Annotated in this window: 17 protein-coding genes, 1 tRNA gene and 3 pseudogenes; 11 read left to right on the plus strand and 10 right to left on the minus strand. The window is 68.0% G+C overall.

Going from position 1 to position 20,860, the window contains the following annotated elements; translation table 11 throughout:
* Window positions 1-231 precede the first annotated feature (231 nt).
* Window positions 232-792: an SH3 domain-containing protein gene (locus A6302_RS02170; RefSeq protein ID WP_069305668.1), complete on the minus strand. Its 561-nt coding sequence runs from the start codon at window positions 790-792 to the stop codon at window positions 232-234.
* Window positions 793-1,165: 373 nt separating this feature from the next.
* Between A6302_RS02170 and A6302_RS02175 the strand changes: the two genes are divergently transcribed.
* The 4 genes from A6302_RS02175 (at window position 1,166) to A6302_RS02190 (ending at window position 5,153) form a co-directional block, all read left to right on the plus strand.
* The gene (locus A6302_RS02175) at window positions 1,166-2,152 is read left to right on the plus strand and encodes a 2-hydroxyacid dehydrogenase (protein ID WP_069305669.1); all 987 of its coding nucleotides are present in this window, start codon (window positions 1,166-1,168) and stop codon (window positions 2,150-2,152) included.
* A 273-nt stretch (window positions 2,153-2,425) separates the two neighbouring features.
* Window positions 2,426-2,515: transfer RNA gene (locus tag A6302_RS02180), tRNA-Ser, on the plus strand.
* Between the two features lie 569 nt (window positions 2,516-3,084).
* Complete coding sequence (locus A6302_RS02185; protein WP_141703368.1) at window positions 3,085-4,224, plus strand: DUF3421 domain-containing protein; 1,140 nt, start codon at window positions 3,085-3,087, stop codon at window positions 4,222-4,224.
* A 23-nt stretch (window positions 4,225-4,247) separates the two neighbouring features.
* Entirely contained in the window at window positions 4,248-5,153 is a 906-nt protein-coding gene (locus A6302_RS02190) for a hypothetical protein (RefSeq protein WP_069305671.1), read from the plus strand.
* 97 nt (window positions 5,154-5,250) lie between these two features.
* On the opposite strand, the gene A6302_RS02195 is transcribed toward A6302_RS02190, so the two are convergent.
* Window positions 5,251-6,033 (minus strand): SDR family oxidoreductase, encoded by a 783-nt coding sequence (locus tag A6302_RS02195; protein ID WP_069305672.1) that lies wholly within the window; start codon window positions 6,031-6,033, stop codon window positions 5,251-5,253.
* Complete coding sequence (locus A6302_RS02200) at window positions 6,030-6,353, minus strand: nuclear transport factor 2 family protein (protein WP_069305673.1); 324 nt, start codon at window positions 6,351-6,353, stop codon at window positions 6,030-6,032. The genes A6302_RS02195 and A6302_RS02200 overlap by 4 nt, the downstream gene beginning before the upstream one ends.
* 79 nt (window positions 6,354-6,432) lie before the next feature.
* Between A6302_RS02200 and A6302_RS02205 the strand changes: the two genes are divergently transcribed.
* On the plus strand, window positions 6,433-6,852 hold the full coding sequence (locus tag A6302_RS02205; RefSeq protein ID WP_083255426.1) for a winged helix-turn-helix transcriptional regulator: 420 nt from the start codon (window positions 6,433-6,435) through the stop codon (window positions 6,850-6,852).
* A gap of 27 nt (window positions 6,853-6,879) precedes the next feature.
* Here A6302_RS02205 and A6302_RS02210 read toward each other — a convergent pair whose 3' ends face one another.
* The 4 genes and pseudogenes from A6302_RS02210 to A6302_RS02225 all read right to left on the minus strand — a co-directional run bounded on the left by A6302_RS02210 (window position 6,880) and on the right by A6302_RS02225 (window position 10,422).
* Entirely contained in the window at window positions 6,880-7,779 is a 900-nt protein-coding gene (locus A6302_RS02210) for an HNH endonuclease (protein ID WP_069305674.1), read from the minus strand.
* A gap of 199 nt (window positions 7,780-7,978) precedes the next feature.
* Window positions 7,979-8,676 (minus strand): annotated as a pseudogene (locus tag A6302_RS02215) (OmpW/AlkL family protein).
* A 497-nt stretch (window positions 8,677-9,173) separates the two neighbouring features.
* Entirely contained in the window at window positions 9,174-9,647 is a 474-nt protein-coding gene (locus tag A6302_RS02220; protein WP_069305676.1) for a cyclic nucleotide-binding domain-containing protein, read from the minus strand.
* Between the two features lie 92 nt (window positions 9,648-9,739).
* A pseudogene (locus tag A6302_RS02225) lies at window positions 9,740-10,422 on the minus strand (response regulator transcription factor).
* A gap of 104 nt (window positions 10,423-10,526) precedes the next feature.
* Here A6302_RS02225 and A6302_RS02230 point away from each other — a divergent pair.
* From A6302_RS02230 to A6302_RS02240, 3 genes and pseudogenes are all read left to right on the plus strand, one after another.
* Window positions 10,527-11,132: a L,D-transpeptidase family protein gene (locus tag A6302_RS02230; RefSeq protein WP_069305677.1), complete on the plus strand. Its 606-nt coding sequence runs from the start codon at window positions 10,527-10,529 to the stop codon at window positions 11,130-11,132.
* Window positions 11,110-11,815 (plus strand): annotated as a pseudogene (locus tag A6302_RS02235) (SDR family NAD(P)-dependent oxidoreductase). Before A6302_RS02230 ends, A6302_RS02235 begins: the two are co-directional and overlap by 23 nt.
* Window positions 11,816-11,865: 50 nt before the next feature.
* Window positions 11,866-13,389: a cryptochrome/photolyase family protein gene (locus A6302_RS02240; protein ID WP_069305708.1), complete on the plus strand. Its 1,524-nt coding sequence runs from the start codon at window positions 11,866-11,868 to the stop codon at window positions 13,387-13,389.
* Here A6302_RS02240 and A6302_RS02245 read toward each other — a convergent pair.
* Window positions 13,377-14,048, minus strand: a complete 672-nt coding sequence (locus A6302_RS02245; protein WP_069305678.1) for a YggS family pyridoxal phosphate-dependent enzyme — start codon at window positions 14,046-14,048, stop codon at window positions 13,377-13,379. The two genes, A6302_RS02240 and A6302_RS02245, sit on opposite strands and share 13 nt — an antisense overlap.
* Window positions 14,049-14,319: 271 nt before the next feature.
* On the opposite strand from A6302_RS02245, the gene leuS reads away from it, so the two are divergent.
* From leuS to holA, 3 genes are read left to right on the plus strand one after another with little or no spacing between them, the layout of a single operon-like run.
* The gene (leuS, locus tag A6302_RS02250) at window positions 14,320-16,941 is read left to right on the plus strand and encodes a leucine--tRNA ligase (protein ID WP_069305679.1); all 2,622 of its coding nucleotides are present in this window, start codon (window positions 14,320-14,322) and stop codon (window positions 16,939-16,941) included.
* Window positions 16,928-17,497 carry a hypothetical protein gene (locus A6302_RS02255; protein ID WP_069305680.1) on the plus strand — a complete coding sequence of 190 codons (570 nt, stop codon included), beginning with the start codon at window positions 16,928-16,930 and terminating at the stop codon, window positions 17,495-17,497. The genes leuS and A6302_RS02255 overlap by 14 nt, the downstream gene beginning before the upstream one ends.
* Before the next feature lie 23 nt (window positions 17,498-17,520).
* On the plus strand, window positions 17,521-18,546 hold the full coding sequence (gene holA / locus A6302_RS02260) for a DNA polymerase III subunit delta (RefSeq protein ID WP_069305681.1): 1,026 nt from the start codon (window positions 17,521-17,523) through the stop codon (window positions 18,544-18,546).
* A 440-nt stretch (window positions 18,547-18,986) separates the two neighbouring features.
* Here the strand turns inward: holA and A6302_RS02265 are convergent, their stop codons facing one another.
* Window positions 18,987-19,868: a ParB/RepB/Spo0J family partition protein gene (locus tag A6302_RS02265; RefSeq protein WP_210183246.1), complete on the minus strand. Its 882-nt coding sequence runs from the start codon at window positions 19,866-19,868 to the stop codon at window positions 18,987-18,989.
* Window positions 19,869-19,929: 61 nt separating this feature from the next.
* A complete protein-coding gene (locus tag A6302_RS02270) occupies window positions 19,930-20,763 on the minus strand; it encodes a ParA family protein (protein WP_069305683.1) in 834 nt (277 codons plus the stop codon).
* Window positions 20,764-20,860 lie beyond the last annotated feature (97 nt).

The following is a 20,860-nucleotide window of genomic DNA, read 5'->3' on the forward strand; positions in this document are numbered from 1 at the left end:
TTGCGAGTCGAGTCATAAATTGGTTCGTAAACATTTAGTTTATTGTCACGACCGGTAGATGCCCCCGCCTGCATGCGCTTACAGGAACGCTTGACCATATTCTCATTAACATTCGTCGTATGAACTTCGTTCAAAATCACATTATGGAAAGTCCGTGGCGGTTCCGGGCCGACCCTGAATCGGCGTGCTCGTCTTGCCGTGCAATTGCTGTCGCCCGATCCCGGCGCCCGGTCAGTCGAAGATCTCGCCCGGATAGACGCCCCAGAGCGCGTCCTGCTCGATCCAGCCTTCGAACTGGTCGCCCTCCAGATGGCACCACTGGCCGTCGCAGGTGTCGACCCGGCCCTGCACGCCCGGCTCCAGCCGCGTGACCACGGGTGAGTCGAGACGGGCATCGCGGCGGATCGGCACCGGCGTGGCGTTGGTGTCCCACGGCGAGACCAGGGCGGAGCGCACGCCGGACAGCAGGCTGTGGAACACCCAGCCCTCGGCGCCTTCGAAATCGCGGATGCGGCGCCAGTTGTCGAATTCCTGGGTCACCTCCACCGGCATGCCCGAGCGCACGTAGCGCCAGACGATCGCATGCTGGCGGCTCGGCCCGACCCGCACGTTGACGGCGTCCGACTTGAGGCTGACGAAGCGCGGCACGCGCAGGCCCGTGCTGGAGCCCTTGCGCTGCGCCGCGCCCGGCGTGCCGCTGCCGTCCGTCTGCTGGGCGGCGGCCGGAATCGCCGCGGCCGGAAGGCCCCCGACAAGGGCGATGACAAGGGCGATGACGAGGCTGCGAAGCATGGGACTGTCGGGTTCCTGCGCTGGACGTCTCGGCCGGGCTGCGCGTCGTGGCCAGGGTTCGCGGTCTGCGGTCATCCGGACAATCCCGGGCGACACTGTGTCGCCGGGCCCCGGAACCGCCGCGATCGACGCGGCCGAACCGAGGCTTCAGTCTCGGAAACCGCGGATTTCCGCCGAATTTCCATGGACAAGGCGATGCGCAGATCCGTGACGAGAGTGGCCGAACAGGGTTAAGGAGCCGTCAACGCGTCGCTGTTTCCGCAAGGGCCGTTGAAGCGTCGGGCCGGGCACGGATATATGAACGGGACACCAGACCGGAAATGCCGCCCGCCGCGCTCGCCGGTGCCGTCGGCGAAAGGGGAGCCCCGGGGAAATGCCTCGCAAGAAGCCCGTCGTCTTCGTCACCCGCAAGCTGCCGGATGTGGTGGAGACCCGCATGCGCGAGCTGTTCGACACCCGCCTTTCGGCGGATGACCGGCCGCTGTCCCAGGCCGAGCTGGTCGCCGCCGTGCGCGAGGTCGATGTTCTCGTGCCCACGGTGACCGACCGGCTCGACGCCGGCGTGCTCTCCCAGGCCGGCCCCAACCTCAAGCTGATCGCCAACTTCGGCAACGGCGTCGACAACATCGACGTCGAGACCGCCACCAACCGCGGCATCGCCGTCACCAACACGCCGGGCGTCCTCACCGAAGACACCGCCGACATGACCATGGCGCTGATCCTCGCCGTGCCGCGGCGGATCGCCGAGGGCATCAAGGTGATGGAGGGCGGCGACTGGGCCGGCTGGTCGCCGACGTGGATGCTCGGGCGCCGCATCTGGGGCAAGCGGCTCGGCATCATCGGCATGGGCCGGATCGGCCAGGCGGTCGCCCGCCGCGCCCTCGCCTTCGGCATGTCGATCCACTACCACAATCGCCGCCGCCTGCCCGGTGAGGTCGAGGACCGGCTGGAGGCAACCTGGTGGGAGAGCCTCGACCAGATGCTCGCCCGCATGGACGTCGTCTCGGTCCACTGCCCGCACACCCCCGGCACCTACCACCTGCTGTCCGCCCGGCGCCTGCGCCTGATGAAGAAGGACGCCTATCTCGTCAACACCGCCCGCGGCGAGATCGTCGACGAGAACACGCTGGCCCGCATGCTGGAGGCCGGCGAACTGGCCGGCGCCGGCCTCGACGTGTTCGAGCAGGAGCCGGCGGTGAACCCGAAGCTGGTGAAGTCGGACCGGGTGGTGCTGCTGCCGCACATGGGTTCGGCCACCATCGAGGGCCGAATCGACATGGGCGAGAAGGTGATCATCAACATCAAGACCTTCATGGACGGCCACCGTCCGCCGGACCGCGTGCTGCCGTCGATGCTCTGAAAGCGGGCGTGCGCGGGATCGATCTCGCGGGTCGAGCCGAGGCGGGGCCGGCGCTCGCCGCGCGCCGGCGGCAGAGCCTCGCAGCCGGATCATGCGGCATGACCTTGCTGCATCTGGCTTTTTCACACGGGCAGGGCCGTCGGGCCGGCCCCCGCCCCTCCGCCGCCGCCCCCGTTCCCCGGCTCCATGACGCTCATGTGAAATTTAAACGGCGGGCGGCTTGAACGGCGGACGGCGATGGGTATAGTGCGCCGCGACCGGTCATGCCGGCATGGACAGGTGGCCGAGTGGTTGAAGGCGCACGCCTGGAACGCGTGTATAGGGGCAACTCTATCGAGGGTTCGAATCCCTCTCTGTCCGCCATTCTCTCGCTCACGGCAGTTCCGCTTCGCTCCACGCCTCCGCGGGGGCGGCCTTTCGGTCGGTCGCGCCGTCGCGCTCCTGGCTCCGGGTTCGGACTTCGTCCTCTCTTCTCCGCCATTTTTCCCACCTCATGCGGGTCCGCTCCGCTCACCGCCCCCATCAGGCGACCTGATCAGTGGGCGGTCATGCGCTCGCGGCCTGTTCCGGCCGTCGAACTGCCGTGCGAAGCGCCGCCGTTCCTTGCAGCCTTGCATCGCGTGGCATCTCTGCCTCGCACCTTGGCAAGGGCTGAACAGGCCTGTGGCCGCAATCGCGTCTGATCGCGATTTCTCCGGCTTTTCCTTGCTGTGATCAGGCCGAGATCGGGCCTCATATCCGGCATTCCGGGCCATCCCCCATCGAACCCGTCCGCGAAAGAGGCGGTGATCCGCGACTTACGGTCTGCGGCAAGAGCAGACACAGCGCGCTGCAGCAATGACCTGCCCCTTGTAACAGGCCGGTTACGTCACTGGAAAACGAGGCGTCGCAAAATTCCCGTGCATATGCTTGACGTTTCATGAACACAATGTATGTTTGCTTCGCCGCATTTCGCGTTGCTTGATATTCAAAGCATCAAAGCAGGATTACAGGTATTTGTATTGTCGGCTATTATTTTTACATTTGATATGCCTGCATACTCGCCTGTTACTTCGTTTTGGCAAAGTTATGCAGGGGTGGAAAAAATGGGGTGCTTTAAATTACTGCGCGGCCTTGGCTTGCTGGCTTTTGTCGTGGCCATGCCGTTGTCGGCGCAGGCACAGACCGCGGAATATGATCGGGCGGGGCCGTGGAAACTGTTCCGGACGGTCGAGGGCGGCAAGGTGGAGGCCTGCCATGCCGAGATGTTCACGGGCACCGAGCAGGGCCTGATCTTCGACCACAACCCGAACTATACGTCGATCGGGTTCATGGGAATTGGCAGCGCCGTCGACGGGGCGGACAGCAAGGTGGAGATCTGGTTCGACGAAGACCGCCTCGCGGCCGAGATCATCGAGATGCCTCTGGAGGGCATGTGGCGCGTCTACCGCTCCTCCAACGACATGCCAGACGGCCTTCACGACCTGTTCGCCAACCGCTCCCGGGTGAGCTTCCGATACCAGGTGCCCGGCGACGGCAACGAGACGATGAGTTTCCCGCTGAAGGGCACCAACGCGATGATGGAGCGGACCTTCGCCTGCGTGCAGACCGCACAGGCGGCCGCGGCGCCCGCCCAGGCCGCACCCGTCCAGCCTGCTCCCGTCCAGCGCGCCTATGACTGGGTCGCCTTCCGCCCCGGGATGCTGGGCCCGCGCCTGGTGTCCGCCGGCACCATGCCCGACGGCATGCCTGTCTACGTCTGTGCGGCGCAATACAATGGCGGATTTCACCCGGGCATGACCGGTGCCTGGTCCGAACGCTGCAGCTTCGGCTACGGCGGCATGGAGGTGGTGGGCGACGACTTCTTCGTCCTGACGGGCCAGGGGCGCTGGCGGGCTCTCGACGGGATCGAGGTGCCCGGCAATGCGGTGGAAGGCGGGCAGGAGGCCGACGGCCGAAAGCTCTACATCTGCCGCGTCAACCAGCAAGGGGCGATGCTGGCCGGCAAATACCGGCCAGGCCTCGGCGGCTGCAACATCGGCGACGGCGGGAGCGAGGTCACCCTCGGGCCGGTCGAGATCCTGACCTTCTGACGCGGCCACCGGGAGAAATTCTCATGCTCGATCAGCTTCGACCGCTTGCCCTGGTGGCCTCGCTCTGTCTCGCCGGACCGGCGCTGGCCCAGGCCCCCGAAATGGGCGACGAATTCTTCAACATCGCCGGCGATCCCGACGTGACGCTGCAGCCGGACTACGGCACGGTCCGGGACTGGACCGTCGTTTCCGGCTTTGCCGGCAACCGTTTTGCCTTCTGCGCGGCGCAGATGAGCGGGCCGGACGGCACATGGCGCTTCGGTTACGACTCCGGCGGGCAATGGCAGATTGCCATCCTCCACGAGTTCTCAGGCGAAACGGCCTACGGATCGCTCTCGTTCGATGGGCGGACTTCGGGAATCGCCGGCTGGGGCGATGGCTTGTGGGTGATCCTGTGGCCGATGCTCGGGGAATATGAGGCGATTGCCAAGAGTGACCTGATGGAGGTCCAACTCGGCGACATCCGACGCAGCATGCCCTTGCGCGGCACGGCCGCCGCCGCGCTGAAGGTTCAGGAATGCGTGGAGAACCGCGGCGTGGTCAAATCCGCCGCCGCCCCGCGCCCGCTCTCTGCCGCGCCGGCCTCGGCCGCGCCGCGGATGCCGGATCCGAAGCGCCGGGGGGAGACATTCGTCGGCGATTGCCAGACCCTCTATGAAAGCTACCGCTGCATGGCGACAACACTGACGCCGACCGGTCGATTCGGCGAGGCCATGGAGGTCGCCGATCCTCTCGGCACCGCGCCGACCTTCATCGTCCAGACCGACAAGGCGGATCTGTCGCAGGTGTGGGTGTCCTTCGACCGCCGCAGCTTTGCCTATGTCGGCCTCTGGGGCACCGACGGCACGTGCCGCACCCCGTTGCCGGACCAGACGCCCGAGGTCGTCGCCGCCCTCGGCCATGACGGCTGGTCGCTCTGCATCAAGTGAGCTCATACGAGGCCCGAAAGATCCCGACCCGTCGGGGTTTTCCGAGGTTGCCGTCGCACAGGACGTTTCGAACGGTCGAAACGTCCTGTGCTCGGGTTCACGCCGTCGGCACCGTCCCCCCGTCGATGACGACTTCCGTGCCGGTGATCGCGCTCGCCCGCGGCGAGACGAGGAAGGCGACGAGGTCGCCGACCTCGCGCGGGCTGGCCGGCCGGCCGAGGGGAATGCCGCCGAGGCCCTCCATGACGATCGCCCTGCCGCCCTCGTAGTCGGTGCCGGCCTCCGCGGCCAGCCGCTCGACGAAGCTCACCGCGGCCTCCGTCTCCACCCAGCCGGGGGAGACGCGCAGCACGCGGACGCCCTGCGGCGTGACCTCCTTCGACAGGCTCTTGCTGTAGGTGGACAGCGCTGCTTTCGCCGCCGCATAGGCGGTGGTGGATTGGGGCAGCGGCAACCGGTTCTGGATCGATGTCACGTGGACGATGACGCCGGTCCCCTGCGCGATCATCGACGGCAGCAGCGCCCGGTCGATCCGCACCGCCGGCATCAGGTTGAGATCGAGCTCCCGGTGCCAGACGGCGTCATCGAGTACGGCAAACCCGCCGGCCGGCGCCCCCGATCCGCCGACGACATGGACCACGATGTCCACCCCGCCGAACTGATCCAGCACCCGCCCGGCGACCTGCGCGCAGCCCTCGGCCGTGGTGAGATCGGCGGCCACGAAGGTGACGCCCGCCGGCGCCGTGTCCGGCACGGCCCGCGCGGTCGTGATCACCTCCGCGCCTCCCTGACGCAGTGCGTCCACGACCGCCGCGCCGACGCCTTTCGTACCGCCGGTGACCAAGGCCCGGCGTCCGCTCAATCCGAGATCGAAGCTCATGCGCCGATCTCCAGGCGGACGATCCCGTCCGCCGCGACGACGAAGCGATAGCGCAGATCCACCGGGCTGCCGGGGAAATTGCCGGTCACGCGGCTGGTGACGAGCACCTGCTCTCCGTTCTCCTCAACGGCAACGGGCTCGCTGACATAGTCATACTGGCTGGAGGCCTCGGCCTTCCAGCGGGCGATCGCCGCGCGGCCGACATGGGTCCGGCCCTCGTCCTTGACGGCACCGGTGGGTGCAAAGCAGTCGGCGACCCCGGCGCCGGCACTGTCGGCGGCAAAATAGGCGGCGATGGGGGGCGGCAGGGTGACAGACATGGACGATCCTCTTCTCGGGTGTCGTCGCCGTCAGGCTGACGGCGTTGCATGACCCGAGAATTTGTCCTAACCTGACAAAATGACAAGAACCGACGAAAAAGTAAGGTACGCACCTGACGGTAACCCAGCCGTCGCCTACACCCGCGAGAGCGCCGCCGAAGGCGTCGAGCAGGCACTGAAGCTGTTGGAGGGGCGCTGGAAGCTGATCATCCTGTTCCACCTGTTCGGCGGCCACGTGCTGCGCTTTTCGGAGCTGGAACGGGCGATCCCGGCCGTGTCGCAGAAGATGCTGATCCAGCAGCTCCGCCAGATGGAACAGGACGGCATCGTCCGCCGCATCGTCCACCACCAGGTCCCGCCCAAGGTCGAATACGCCCTGACCGACTGGGGCCAGGCCCTGTGCCCGGCGCTGGACGCGCTGCTGACATGGGCGGGGCAGAGGGAGGCGCCGGCTGGGGCGACGGAGGAAGAGCTGGAGGATGGTGCGGGTGGGCTGTGAGGCGGGCGTCTTCGGGAGCCTGTGCCGTCACGCCTTGAAGCAGTTCTCGCGATGCCAGTTCAGGAAACGAGGATGCGGCCGGTCGGTTGCGCGTGGTGGCACCAGCGCCCGCCCGGACGGATTGATCAGGCTACGCACGCCCTGTTCATCGTTGACGTGACGCGAGACGAGAATTTTCAGGTCGTCGTCGATGCTGATCAGACCCCGGTCGAACATCCAGTGGGCGGTCCCGGACAGCGCAAGTCCGTTGGAGAGGATGTCGGGACCGTTCGCTTCCACCGGACGGATATGCGCGGCGGCAACCTCGGCCCGGCCGCCGCCATTGATCAGTTGCAGGCCGGTGACGGCACAGCGCCGGTCGTAGGCCTTCAGGACGAGGCTGCGAAACAATCGATCTCGAACGAGGCGCGAGGAGAGGCTGGCCACACGGTCACGCGGAACTTCGAACTCGAAGGGCGCCTGCTCCTCGTGAAAGGCAGCGGCGACCGGAACATCGTCGACACGCGGCAGCAGACTCGCGTCCTCCACGAGACCTAGGTCGATGATCCGCTTGAAATCGGAATTCGACAACGGGCGCACCGCGGCCTGGGCCCGGCCTGACAGACGCCCGTGCTCGTTCAGCAACCCCGTCTCGACAACAGCATCGCCGTCCATGAATGCGACCGGAGTTGGAAAGTCGAGGTAGCTGCCGGGCTCGATCAGGGCGACGAACATGCCCGGCACCGATGGATCGGACACCACGGACTGAACCCGCGCCACGGCATGATAGCCTTTGGTGCCAGCAATCTTTGTCGGCTCGTAGTAGACGATCCAGTCGCCGAGGCAGCGCTCCACCCGCCCGCGATATTGCTTCGGGAACTGGTACCGCTCCGCAGGACTGTCGTCGTAGATCGAGTCCGAGCGATGGATGAAGACGCCGTGGGCCATGACACTGCACTGCGAGGAAGCGGCGCCCGGCACTATGCCTGAAGCCGATTCGCCCATGAGAGCGTGCCGATGCGAAGTCGTCCAGGCCCGTTCGGCGTTTCGACGCCCACCTTCCCCCGCGGCACGAAAGAAAACGCCCGGCCCCCTTTCGAGGACCGGGCGAGGCACCGCACCAGATTCTTTCGCCCGTCCCTTCCGCTCAGAAGCGATAGGTCAGGCCCGTGTGCACGATCGTCGGGTTGAGGTCGACGTCGGCCTTCACCGCGGCCTCGCCGAGGCGGCCGGTGGCTTCGGTGCTGAGGAAGACGTGCTTGACGTCGACGAACAGGCCAAGCTGGTCGGAGAGCATCACCTCGCGCCCGCCTGCACCACCGCGCCGAAGGCGTTGTCGACGTCGAAGTCGGAAAGCGCGCCGTCCTTCTCGTTGAAGAACATCGTGTAGTTCACGCCGCCGCCGATATAGGGCCGCACCATGCCGAACTGCGGCAGGTGATACTGGACCGCCAGAACGGGGGGCAGGTAGTTGACCTTGCCGAGGGTGCCGAGCGTCCCGGTCACGCCGCCGTCGCCGGCGACCGAGGCGAGCGGGGCATTGGCGAGCGTCAGCGACAGGGAGACGTCCGGCATCACGTACCAGCCGATGTCGAGGCCGAGGGCAAGGTCGTCGTCGATGGCCACCTCGCCGCTGACGCCGGCGCCGCCGGCCGACACGCTGGCGCCCTCGTCGAACAGCACGCCGGCCGGGCCGACGTGGACGAACCAGTCATATTCGGTCGCGAGAACGGCGGCCGGAACCTCCGGCATTCCCTCCGCCGCGACGTCGGCGCCAAGGGCGGCGGTGCAGGAGGCGATCAGGGCGGCGGCCACGACGGCGACCGATGCTTTGCCACGAACCATGTCTGTTGTCCTTCCGGGGGGCGGTCTCTCGGCGCCCCTGCTGGTTTCTCCTCGGCGCGATCTGACGCCGACGCGAGGCGGAAGGATTTGATCTGGATCAACAATTTCGGAACGCGGAGGCCCTGTTGCAGCGATGCAACAGTGGGCGGATACGGTCACCGCGACAGACGACAAAAAAGACCCGGCCGCGCGAGGGAGGCTCGCGGGCCGGGCCGAAGAAATTGCAAAAAACAATCAGAGCACAAGACATGAAATATGGGTGCCGCCTGTGGAGGGCGACACATGAAGGCTGACAGCCGAACCGGACTGAAATGAGGCGGGACACCCGCGCCGTCAGAGTCGCTTTGCGGCGGGAGTGGTTTTGAAGGTTCGAGGGCCGTGCGGCGACGCTCCGGCCCTTTTTGTTGCAAGGTGTGAGTGAGGGCTTGATGGGGCCAGATTGAAGCGGTGCCCGCGGGCACGGCAGCCAATGGCCGCGCGAGACAGCTCCCGCGCCGTCAGCCCGTGCCGTCGTCGTCCAGCGCCTCGAGCCGCGCCCGGACGCCGACCAGCGAGTCGCTGAGCGCGATCAGCCGGGCCGCAAAATGCGGGCGCAGCCGATCGGCGATCTCGGGATATTCGTCGAGCATGCGGCGGAACAGCTGGCGGCGGATCTGGATCACCTGGGTGTCGCCGACCGCGATGCCGTCGGCGAGCCGCCGGCTTTCCACCAGCAGCGCCCGCTCGTCGATCATGCGGCCGGGGCCGCAGCGCTCGACGAAACGCGGGACCGCGCCGCCGGTGTAGATGTCCACGGCCCCGCCTGCGACCACGAAGGCGGCGTCCGCCTTGTCGCCGGCCGCAAACAGCCGGGTCCCGTCGGCAAACGACCGGTTGTCGGCCGAGAAGGCGACGAGCCGAAGCCTGTCCTCGCCGAATTCGGCGAGGAGCGGCACCCGGCCGAGCATCTTGACGTCCGATTCGAGGCTCATGCCAGCGGTTTCAGCCAATCATCCGTGCCGGCGTCCGCACCATTCGTCGCCGCAGCCTTCGACGATTGCCAAAATTTGCCGCAGCACACAAGTCAGGGCACCAGCTTATACCCGCCTCCTTCCGTCACCAGAAGTTGCGCGTTGGACGGATCGCGCTCGATCTTCTGGCGAAGGCGGTAGATGTGCGTTTCCAGCGTGTGGGTGGTGATCCCGGCGTTGTAGCCCCAGACCTCGTGTAGCAGCACCTCGCGGGTGATCACCTTCTCGCCGGCGCGGTAGAGGAATTTCAGGATCGACGTCTCCTTTTCGGTAAGACGGATCTTGCTCCCCTTGCCGTCGACCAGCAGCTTGGCGCTCGGCCGGAAGGTGTAGGGGCCGATGGTGAACACCGCCTCCTCGGACTGCTCGTGCTGGCGCAGCTGCGCCCGGAGCCGGGCAAGCAGCACCGCGAACTTGAAGGCTTCGCCACATAGTCGTTGGCGCCCGCCTCGAGCCCGAGGATGGTGTCGGAATCGGAATCATGGCCGGTGAGCATGATCACCGGCGCCGAGAAGCCACCCTTGCGCAGGAGCTTCACCGCCTCGCGCCCGTCCATGTCCGGCAGGCCGACGTCCATCAGCACCAGATCGATATGGCCGCCGCGCGCGGTCTGGATCGCCTTGGTGGCGGTGTCCGCCTCGATCGGTTCGAATTCCTCGTAGAGCGACAGCTGTTCGACCAGCGCATCGCGCAGGTCGTTGTCGTCATCGACGATGAGGATTTTCCGGGCTGTCATGGACGATTATACCTTGTCGAATATCGGCCGGCGCCGGCAAAGTCCTGCGGCGCATCTGTGCTGAAACAGACCATTGTTTGACCGGAGAGGCAAGTCACGCCGACATGAGGCTTTCGCGATCCCCGCGCGCGCCGCGTTCCCGAAAACGTGATCGCCGGGCGGCGCCGGTTGGCGGCGATCTGACGGTCCGGCTGCTGTCGCCCTCCGCCACCCGCGGCCGCCTCACCGGCCTCGGCCTCGACCTGCCCTGCGCCATCGGCCGCAGCGGCATGCGCGCACCGAAACGCGAAGGCGACGGCGCCAGTCCCGCCGGGCGATTCGCGCTGCTCCACGGCTATTACCGCGCCGACCGCGGCCTCAAGCCGGCGTCCCGCCTGCCGTTGCGGCCGATCCGCCCCGGTGACGGCTGGTGCGACGCGCCCGGCGACCGCAACTACAACCGCCCAGTCCGCCTGCCCTATCCGGCAAGCACCGAGACGATGCGGCGCGGCGACCACCTCTACGACATCGTGCTCGTGATGGACGCCAACGTGACGCGGCGGGTGCGCGGCCGGGGCAGCGCCATCTTCCTGCATCTGGCCCGCGACGGCTTCCGGCCGACCGAAGGCTGCGTCGCGCTGCGCCGGGGCGACATGCTGCGCCTGCTGTCGAAGATCCGGACGGGCACGCGGATCGTAATCGGCAGGCATGAGCGACCTCACCAATCTTGAACCCGGCTTCACCGCCCTCGTCATCGGCGCCTCCGGCGGCATCGGCCGCGCCCTCCACGCCCGCCTCGCCGCAGATCCCCGCTGCGGCGCGGCCCTTGCCCTGTCGCGCGATGCGGGCGACTTCGATCTCACCGACGAGGCCTCCATCGCCGCGGCGGCGGAGCGGATCCGCGTCGCCGCCGGCACGCTCGATCTGGTGTTCAACGCCACCGGCGCGCTGACCCTCGACGGCATCGGGCCGGAGAAGACGATCCGCGCCCTCGATCCGGCGGCAATGGCGCGGCAGTTCGCGGTCAACGCCATCGGCCCGGCGCTTCTCCTCAAGCATCTTTCGCCGCTGCTGCCGAAGGACCGTCCGTCGATCTTCGCCAGCCTCACCGCGCGGGTCGGCTCGATCGGCGACAACCGGCTCGGCGGATGGATCTCCTACCGCGCCGCCAAGCGCCCAGAACCAGATCCTCCGCACCGCGGCGATCGAGATCGCGCGGACGCGGCCCAAAGCCGTGGTCGTCGCGCTGCATCCTGGCACGGTGGCCACCCGGCTCAGCGATCCGTTCAGCGCCGGTCACGACCGGCTCGACCCCGCCGAGGCCGCCGGCCGGCTGCTCGCCGTGCTGGGGCGCCTGACGCCGGCCGACAGCGGCGGCTTCTTCGCCCATGACGGGGCGCCGATCCCGTGGTGAGCCAGTCGCCGGCCCTCGTCCTCCTTCTCGGCGACCAGCTGTCGCCGGCAATGTCGAGCCTGCGCGCCGCCGACCGCGACCGCGATGTGGTCCTGATGTGCGAGGTCGCCGACGAGACGACCTATGTGCCGCATCACCGCCAGAAGATCGTCTTCCTCCTGTCGGCCATGCGCCATTTCGCCGAGGCGCTGCGCGCGGACGGCTGGACGGTCGACTATGTCCGCCTCGACGATCCGGCCAACACCGGCAGCTTCACCGGCGAAGTCGGCCGGGCGCTCGCCCGCCACGGCGCCGACCGGCTGCTCGTGACCGAGGCCGGCGAATGGCGGGTGAAGGCGATGATCGACGGCTGGGCGGCCCGCTTCGGCACCGAGGTCCAGGTCCTGCCCGACCGGCGTTTCGTCTGCCCCCTGCCCGCTTTCGAGGACTGGGCGCGCGACCGCAAGAGCCTGCGGATGGAATATTTCTACCGCGAGATGCGCCGGAAGACGGGCCTGCTGATGGACGGCGACAAGCCGGCTGGCGGGCGCTGGAACTTCGACGCCGAAAACCGCAAGCCGCTGACGGACGACCTGTTCCTGCCCGAGCGGCGGCGTTTTGCGCCGGATGCGGTCACGCAGGAGGTCATCGACCTCATTGCCGCCCGCTTTCCCGAGGGATTCGGCGATCTGGAGGGATTCGGCTGGGCGGTGACGCGCGCGGATGCGGAGGCTGCCTTCGAGGAGTTCCTCGGCCGCGCGCTCGCCCGCTTCGGCGACCATCAGGACGCCATGCTCGCCGGCCGGCCGTTCCTTTATCACGGGCTGATCTCGGCCTATCTCAACGTCGGCCTGCTCGATGCCCTCGATGTCTGCCGCCGCGTGGAGGCGGAATGGCGCGCCGGCCGGGTGCCGCTCAACGCCGCCGAGGGCTTCATCCGCCAGATCATCGGCTGGCGGGAGTATGTGCGCGGCATCTACTGGCTGAAGATGCCCGGCTACCGCGACGAGAACGCCCTCGGCGCGACCCGCCCCCTGCCATGGTTCTACTGGTCCGGCGACACCGACATGGCCTGCATGGCCGAGGCGATCGGCCAGACCAGGCGCCACGCCTATGCCCACCACATCCAGCGCCTGATGGTGACGGGCACCTTCGCGCTGCTCGCCGGCATCGATCCGAAGGCGCTGCACGAATGGTATCTCGCCGTCTACATCGACGCCTTCGAATGGGTGGAGCTGCCCAACACCCTCGGCATGAGCCAGTTCGCCGACGGCGGCCTGCTCGGCTCCAAGCCCTATGCGGCGAGCGGCGCCTATATCGACCGGATGTCGGACTACTGCGCCGGTTGCCGCTATGACGTGACGGAGAAGACGGGCGCGATCGCCTGCCCGTTCAACGCGCTCTACTGGGATTTTCTCGCCCGCAACGCGGACAGGCTGCGCGGCAATCCACGGCTCGGCACGGTCTATGCGACCTGGGACAGGATGGCCGAGGGCAAGCGCGACGCGCTCCGGGAGAGCGCCGGCGCCTTTCTGGACCGGCTCGACCGGGACGACGCCGGACCTGCTCGGTCACCTCCCTCTCAGGCCGGATAGTCACGATGCCCGAAGATGGCGCTGCCGACGCGCACGTGGGTGGCGCCCTGGCCGATCGCCGTCTCGAAGTCCGACGACATGCCCATCGACCGCCAGAGAACGCCGGCGTCCTTTGCCAGATCGTCGAGCAGAGCGAAATGCGGGGCCGGATTCTCGTCGGCCGGCGGAATGCACATCAGCCCGGCGATCTCCAGCCCGTGGACCTCGCGGCAGCGCGCCACGAAGGCCACCGCGTCCGTGGGCGCGACCCCGGCCTTCTGCGGCTCCTCGCCGGTGTTGACCTGGACCAGCAGCTTCGGCCGCCGGTCCTGCCGCGCCATCTCGCCGGCCAGTGCCGCGGCGATCTTCTCCCGGTCCACCGTGTGGATGACGTCGAACAGGGCGACCGCCTCCTTGGCCTTGTTCGACTGCAGCGGGCCGATCAGATGCAATTCCACACCGGGAAATTCCGCGCGCAGCGCCGGCCATTTCTCCTGCGCCTCCTGCACCCGGTTCTCGCCGAAGACCCGCTGACCGGCGTTCAGCACCGGGCGGATGTCCTCCGCCCCGAAGGTCTTCGACACGGCGACGAGCGTGACGGCGGCCGGATCGCGGCCCGTCTCGCGGGCGGCGCGCGCCAGACGATCGCGGATTTCGGCGAGGCGGTCGGCAGCAGGCATCGGATCTCCGGTCGTGTCAGGGGTACGGGCGGCTCACGGTTGGGTGCGACGGGCAGGCCGCGTTGTCAAGCGGCCGGCCCTCTTGCCGTCCCGTTGCCCGCCCGCACTGCGGGCGGCGGGACACCCGGCCGAATCGATGTCTGTTGACCGGGCTGCCCGTTTCTGGTGAAGGTCGCACCACCCGTTCGGCCACTTTCCCCCGGAATCCTTCTCCGGCAGGACGACGCCCGTTCCCCGAATTCAGACACGATCAGACGGCAGTATCCACACCATGGCTTCCGAGCGCTACAATGCCCGCGTGACCGAGACCCGATGGCAGAAGGCCTGGGACGAGGCGAAGGTCTTTGCGACCGCCAACGACGATCCGCGCCCGAAATATTACGTGCTCGAGATGTTCCCCTATCCGTCGGGGCGGATCCACATGGGCCATGTGCGCAACTACGCCATGGGCGACGTGGTGGCCCGCTACAAGCGCGCCAGGGGCTTCAACGTGCTGCATCCGATGGGCTGGGACGCCTTCGGCATGCCGGCCGAGAATGCCGCCATGCAGAACAAGGTCCACCCGAAGAGCTGGACCTATTCGAACATCGCCACCATGCGCGACCAGCTGAAGTCCATGGGTCTCTCCCTCGACTGGGCCCGGGAGTTCGCCACCTGCGACGTCGCCTACTATTCGCGCCAGCAGCGCCTGTTCCTCGACTTCCTCGACAAGGGCCTCGTCACCCGCCGCAAGTCCAAGGTCAACTGGGACCCGGTGGACATGACCGTGCTCGCCAACGAGCAGGTGATCGACGGCAAGGGCTGGCGCTCCGGCGCCACGGTCGAGCAGCGCGAACTGGTGCAGTGGTTCTTCAAGATCTCCGATTTCTCCGAAGACCTGCTGACGGCCCTCGACGGGCTCGATCGCTGGCCGGAGAAGGTGCGCACCATGCAGCGCAACTGGATCGGCCGGTCCGAAGGTCTGCGCGTGCGCTTCCAGCTCGACGGCGCCGTGCCCGAGGGTCAGGATTTCGTCGAGGTGTTCACCACCCGCCCCGATACCCTGTTCGGCATGAGCTTCCTCGCCCTGTCGGCCGACCATCCGCTCACCACCGCACTGGCGGCCACCTCGCCGGAAATCGCCGCCTTCGTCGAGGAATGCCACCGCATGGGCACCTCGGCCGCGGCGGTGGAGACGGCCGAGAAGCGCGGCTACAACACCGGCCTCGTCGTCCGCCATCCGTTCCTTGATGCGGTCTTCCCGGTCTATGTCGCCAATTTCGTGCTGATGGACTACGGCACCGGCGCGATCTTCGGCTGCCCGGCCCATGACCAGCGCGACCTCGATTTCGCCCGCCGCTACCACCTGACCGTCACCCCGGTCGTCCTGCCCGAGGGTGCCGATCCGACGACCTTCGCGGTTGCCGACGAGGCCTACACCGGCGAAGGCCGGATCTTCAATTCGGCCTTCCTCGACGGCCATTCCGTGGCCGAGGCCAAGGAGATGGTTGCCCACCGCCTCGAGACCGCGACCCTCGGCCAGGCGCCGCAGGGCACGCGCCAGGTGAACTACCGCCTGCGCGACTGGGGCATCTCGCGCCAGCGCTACTGGGGCTGCCCGATCCCGGTGATCCACTGCGACAGCTGCGGCGTCGTCCCGGTGCCGCGCAAGGACCTGCCGGTCGCCCTGCCCGAGGACGTCGACTTCGACCGTCCGGGCAACCCGCTCGATCGCCACCCGACGTGGAAGCACGTGTCTTGCCCGGTCTGTGCCGCCCCGGCCCGGCGCGAGACGGACACGATGGACACCTTCGTCGACAGCTCCTGGTATTTCGCCCGCTTCACCGCGCCGGACGCCGACGACCCGACGATCCCCGAGGTGGCCGACGCCTGGCTGCCGGTCGACCAGTATATCGGCGGCATCGAGCACGCGATCCTGCACCTGCTCTATTCGCGCTTCTTCACCCGCGCGATGAAGGTGGCCGGCCATGTCGGCCTCGACGAGCCGTTCCGCGGCCTGTTCACCCAGGGCATGGTGATCCACGAGACCTACCGCGCGGCCGACGGCAGCTGGGTCTCGCCCGCCGAGATCCGCATCGAGGCCGGTGAGACGGGCCGCCGCGCCTATCGTCTCGACACCGCCGAGGAAGTGACGATCGGCGCCATCGAGAAGATGTCGAAGTCGAAGCGCAACACGGTCGATCCGACCGAGATCATCGAGAGCTTCGGCGCCGACACCGCCCGCTGGTTCATGCTGTCGGATTCCCCGCCCGAACGCGACGTCGAGTGGACCGACCAGGGCGCACAGGGCTCCTCGCGCTTCCTGCAGCGGGTCTGGCGACTCGTCGGCGAAACCGCCGAGATCGCCCCGCCGCCGGGGACCCCGGTGCCGGACGTGCTGGCCCCGGCCGCGCTCACCCTGCGCAAGGCCGCGCATCGCACGCTCGCCGCCGTCGGCGAGGCGATCGAGACCCTGCGCTTCAATGTGGCCCTCGCCAAGATCTACGAACTCGTCAACGCGCTGGGCTCGGCGATCGCCAACGAACGCGCCGCCTTCGCCGCCCCGGGCGAGGCCGCCGCCCTGCGCGAGACCGCCGAGATCCTCGTCAAGCTGATGGCGCCGATGACGCCGCATCTGGCCGAGGAATGCTGGCACGTCCTCGGCAACGGCGAGATGCTGGCGATGAGTCCCTGGCCCGAGCTGGTCCCGGCCCTCCTGGTCGAGGACGAGGTGACCATGCCGGTCCAGATCAACGGCAAGAAGCGGGCGGACGTCACCGTGCCCCGCGACGCCGATGCCGCCACCGTGGAAAAGGCTGCGCTTGCCCTCGAGGCGGTGCAGCGCGCGCTGGAGGGCAAGGCGCCGAAGAAGGTGATCGTCGTGCCGCAGAGGATCGTCAATGTCGTCGCCTGACCGAAGCCGCTCTCCCCGCCATCCGGGCCGCCGCACCGTCCTCTCGCTGATGCTGCTCGGCGGCGCCGCCGTCGTGGCAGGCTGTCAGGTGCGGCCGCTCTACGCCGACCGGGCGGACGGCGTCTCCACCAACGACGACATGCGCGCGATCGCGGTCAAGTATGACCGCCCAAGCGACGACGACATCACCCGCATCCTCCAGAAGCTGCGCAACGAACTGGCCTTCGACTTCAGCGGCGGCGGCGAGGCACTGCCACCGCGCTTCGAGTTGCGGCTGTTCCTGTCCGAGCGCGAATCCGAGGTCGGCATCGAGGAGGACCAGGACGTTCCGGCCGCGCGCCTCGTCTCGATCACCGCGACCTTCACCCTGACGGATCTGGAGAGCCGGACCGTGGTGATCAGCGGCACCAGCTTCGCCACCGCCTCCTACGATTTCTCCTCGCAGCGCTTTGCCAACATCCGGGCGCTGCGCGACGCCGAGGACCGGGCCGCCGTGTCGCTTGCCGCCAACATCCGCACCCGCGTCGCCGCCGCCCTCGCCACCCGCGGCACCTGAGGACGCGCGGGAGGAGCTTCAGAATGGTCGCCGCGAAAGCCGCCGATGCCGATCGCCTCGTCGCCGACCCGCCGCGCGCGTCGACCTTCTTCCTCGTCTACGGACCGGACACCGGCCTCGTCGCCGAACGGGTCACGGCGCTGGCGACCCGCCGGCGCGACCCGGCCGATCCCTTCTCCCTGATCCGGATCGAGGGCGGCGAGATTTCCACCAATCCGGCGCGCCTTGCCGACGAGGCCTATGCGGTGTCGATGTTCGGCGGCCAGCGCGCGATCATCGTCCGCGACGGCGGCGGGCGCAGCAACATCGTCCCGGCGCTGACCCAGCTGCTGAAGTCACCGCCGCCCGAGACCACCGTGGTGGTCGAGGCGGGCGACCTCAAGAAGTCGAGCCCGCTGCGCACCCTGTTCGAGAAGGACCGGAACGCCTACGCGATCGCCTGCTACGTCGACGACGACGCCTCCATCGGCCGGCTGGTCGACCAGGAGGTGAAGGCCGCCGGCCTGACCCTCGCGCCCGACGCCCGCACCCTTCTGGTCTCCCTGCTTGGCGGCGACCGCCTGGCCAGCCGCGGCGAGGTGACGAAACTCTGCCTCTATGCCCACGGGAGGGGCCGGATCGAGATCGCCGACGTCGAGGCCGTCACGGGCGATGCGGCCAGCGTCACCCTCGACGAGATCGTGGATGCCACCGCCCTTGGCGACCTCGACGCCCTGTCGATCGCCCTTGGCCGGGCCGCCGCCGAAGGCATTCGCGCCGACGTGCTCGCCGGCGTCGTGCTGCGGCATTTCCAGATGCTGGATCTTGCCCGGGTCGATGTCGACGGCGGCGCCAAGCCGGCCGCCGTCGTCGCGACGATCCGCCCGCCGGTGTTCTTCAAGCGCGCCGACCGCATCGCCCGCATGCTGAGCCTCTGGACTGCGCCGCGCCTCGTCCGCGCTCTCGACATCCTCTCCAAGGCCATGCGCGACAGCCGCCTCGACGCCGATCTCGCCGACGAGATCCTCGCCAACGCCCTGTTCACCCTCGCCCGCGCCGCCCGCCGCTGATCCTTTCGGGCGCGAATCGACAGGGTGTTGATTTGACTCCGAAATCGGATCGGAGGCGAAGCGGGAGCGCAATGATTGGGTTGTTGCGGAGTCGAATCGAAGTGGGGTGACGTTCTCCCGGCATGCTCCGTTACGGCGACGCCGTGCCCGCAGCCCGCCCCACCCTGTCCCTCTCCCCGATGGGGAGAGGGGAAGATGAAGGCGAGGACGGATCTGCCGACAGCCTCTCGCCGAAACGAAACGCTGATGGGAGCGAGGCCCTGAAGTCCTGCGTCCCCTCTCCCCGTCGGGGAGAGGGACAGGGTGAGGGGTCTCCAGGCACCGCCTCCGAACCAAGGCACCCGGCTCCTCCGCCGCCCGAAAGCACCCCGACCACTCGCCCAACAAAAAGGGCCGGAGCGTCGCCGCCCGGCCCTTCAACCTTCAAAGCCGATCTCGCCTCAGAGCGATCCGCCCAGACGCCGCACCAGATGGTCCAGCTGATCGAGCGACTTGTAGCGCAGCTTCAGTTCGCCCGAGCCGTTCGCCTTGTGGCCGATCACCACCTCGACGCCGAGGAGATCCGCCAGCTGCCGCTCCAGCGCCTTGGTGTCCGCATCCTTCTCGGGGCGCGGCGGCCGCGCCTCCGCCACCGGACGCTCGGCCACCTGCTGCACCAGCGCTTCCGTGGCACGCACGCTGAGGCCTTCGTCGACGATCTTCTTCGCAAGGCCCACCGGATCGGCCGAGGTGATCAGCGCCCTCGCGTGGCCGGCGGTCAGCTGGCCCTCGTTGAGGTAGCCCTTGATCGGGTCGGGCAGCTTCAAGAGGCGCAGGGTGTTGGCCACATGGCTGCGGCTCTTGGCAATCACGGTGGCAAGGTCGGCCTGGGAATACTGGAATTCCTCGATCAGCTGCTCGTAGCCCATCGCCTCTTCCAGCGGATTGAGATCCTGCCGCTGGACGTTCTCGATGATCGCGATCTCGAGCGCCTCACGGTCGGTGACATCCTGGATCACCACCGGAATGTCATGCACGCCGGCCCGCTGCGCCGCGCGCCAGCGGCGCTCGCCGGCGATCAGCTCGAAGCTGCCGGGGATGGTCGGATTGGCGCGCACCAGGATCGGCTGGATCACGCCGTGGCGGCGGATCGAGGCCGTCAGGTCTTCCAGCTCGTCCTCGCGAAAGATCCGCCGCGGATTGCGCGGGTTGGCCTTGATCAGGTCCAGCGCCACCTTGCGGGTGCCGCGCGCCCGCTCCACCACCTCGAAATCGTTGCTTGCATCGCCGATCAGGGCGGCAAGACCGCGCCCGAGCCGCCGGCGTCCGCTGTCGTCCGTCATCGCCATCCTCGCCTCCCGATCCTGTCCGCCTGCCCGCCCGTCACGCCGTCCGCCCGATCTGTCACGCCACCGCCTTCAGCCGCCGCTCGCGCTGGATGATCTCCGAGGCGAGCTTGAGATAGGCCTGGCTGCCCGAGCACTTCAGGTCGTAGAGCAGCGCCGGCTTGCCGTAGGACGGTGCCTCGGAGACCCGGACGTTGCGCGGGATGATCGTGTCGTAGACCGCGTCGCCCATGTGCGAGCGCACGTCGGCGACCACCTGGTTGGAGAGGTTGTTGCGGCTGTCGAACATGGTGAGCACGATGCCGTGGATCGTCAGGTCCGGATTGAGGCTGGTCTTCACCTGCTCGACCGTCTGCAGAAGCTGCGACAGGCCTTCGAGCGCGAAGAATTCGCACTGCAGCGGCACCAGGATCGAATGGGCCGCGCTCATGGCGTTGATGGTGAGGAGGTTCAGCGACGGCGGGCAGTCGACCAGCACATAGGAGAAGCGCTTGACCTTCCCGTCGCGGTCGCGCTCGCAGGCGGTGACGTGATCGGCAATGGCATGGCGCAGCCGGAAGGCGCGATCCGCCTCGCGGGCGATCTCCAGCTCGACGCCGAGATTGTCGAGGGTCGAGGGCGCGACCGACAGCCGCGGCACGGCCGTCTCGATCAGGCATTCGCCGAGTTCCGCCTCGCCGACGAGGAGATCATAGGTCGAGACCCGCCGCGACGAGCGGTCGATGCCGAGCCCTGTCGAGGCGTTGCCCTGCGGATCGAGATCGACGATCAGCACCTCCTCGCCGATGGCGGCGAGCGCGGTGCCGAGGTTGATGGCGGTCGTGGTCTTGCCGACGCCGCCCTTCTGGTTGGCGAGGGCCAGTACCCGGGGATGCTCAGGCAGCTGATTCATCGAAGCCTCTCGTTGAGACACGGCCAACCTTCAAAATTCGGAATGCGTCGCAGCACCTGGCCCGATCTGCAGCGGGGCCGGTCCGGGAGTTCGCCGT

Source organism: Methylobrevis pamukkalensis (assembly GCF_001720135.1).
In the GTDB taxonomy this organism is placed as follows: Bacteria; Pseudomonadota; Alphaproteobacteria; order Rhizobiales; family Pleomorphomonadaceae; genus Methylobrevis; species Methylobrevis pamukkalensis.

Coding starts and splice junctions, on each gene's coding strand:
- A6302_RS02170 (WP_069305668.1), bottom strand. CDS start 792: ATGCTTCGCAGCCTCGTCATCGCCCTTGTCATCGCCCTTGTCGGGGGC.
- A6302_RS02175 (WP_069305669.1), top strand. CDS start 1,166: ATGCCTCGCAAGAAGCCCGTCGTCTTCGTCACCCGCAAGCTGCCGGAT.
- A6302_RS02185 (WP_141703368.1), top strand. CDS start 3,085: ATGTTTGCTTCGCCGCATTTCGCGTTGCTTGATATTCAAAGCATCAAA.
- A6302_RS02190 (WP_069305671.1), top strand. CDS start 4,248: ATGCTCGATCAGCTTCGACCGCTTGCCCTGGTGGCCTCGCTCTGTCTC.
- A6302_RS02195 (WP_069305672.1), bottom strand. CDS start 6,033: ATGAGCTTCGATCTCGGATTGAGCGGACGCCGGGCCTTGGTCACCGGC.
- A6302_RS02200 (WP_069305673.1), bottom strand. CDS start 6,353: ATGTCTGTCACCCTGCCGCCCCCCATCGCCGCCTATTTTGCCGCCGAC.
- A6302_RS02205 (WP_083255426.1), top strand. CDS start 6,433: ATGACAAGAACCGACGAAAAAGTAAGGTACGCACCTGACGGTAACCCA.
- A6302_RS02210 (WP_069305674.1), bottom strand. CDS start 7,779: ATGGCCCACGGCGTCTTCATCCATCGCTCGGACTCGATCTACGACGAC.
- A6302_RS02220 (WP_069305676.1), bottom strand. CDS start 9,647: ATGAGCCTCGAATCGGACGTCAAGATGCTCGGCCGGGTGCCGCTCCTC.
- A6302_RS02230 (WP_069305677.1), top strand. CDS start 10,527: ATGAGGCTTTCGCGATCCCCGCGCGCGCCGCGTTCCCGAAAACGTGAT.
- A6302_RS02240 (WP_069305708.1), top strand. CDS start 11,866: ATGTCGAGCCTGCGCGCCGCCGACCGCGACCGCGATGTGGTCCTGATG.
- A6302_RS02245 (WP_069305678.1), bottom strand. CDS start 14,048: ATGCCTGCTGCCGACCGCCTCGCCGAAATCCGCGATCGTCTGGCGCGC.
- leuS (WP_069305679.1), top strand. CDS start 14,320: ATGGCTTCCGAGCGCTACAATGCCCGCGTGACCGAGACCCGATGGCAG.
- A6302_RS02255 (WP_069305680.1), top strand. CDS start 16,928: ATGTCGTCGCCTGACCGAAGCCGCTCTCCCCGCCATCCGGGCCGCCGC.
- holA (WP_069305681.1), top strand. CDS start 17,521: ATGGTCGCCGCGAAAGCCGCCGATGCCGATCGCCTCGTCGCCGACCCG.
- A6302_RS02265 (WP_210183246.1), bottom strand. CDS start 19,868: ATGACGGACGACAGCGGACGCCGGCGGCTCGGGCGCGGTCTTGCCGCC.
- A6302_RS02270 (WP_069305683.1), bottom strand. CDS start 20,763: ATGAATCAGCTGCCTGAGCATCCCCGGGTACTGGCCCTCGCCAACCAG.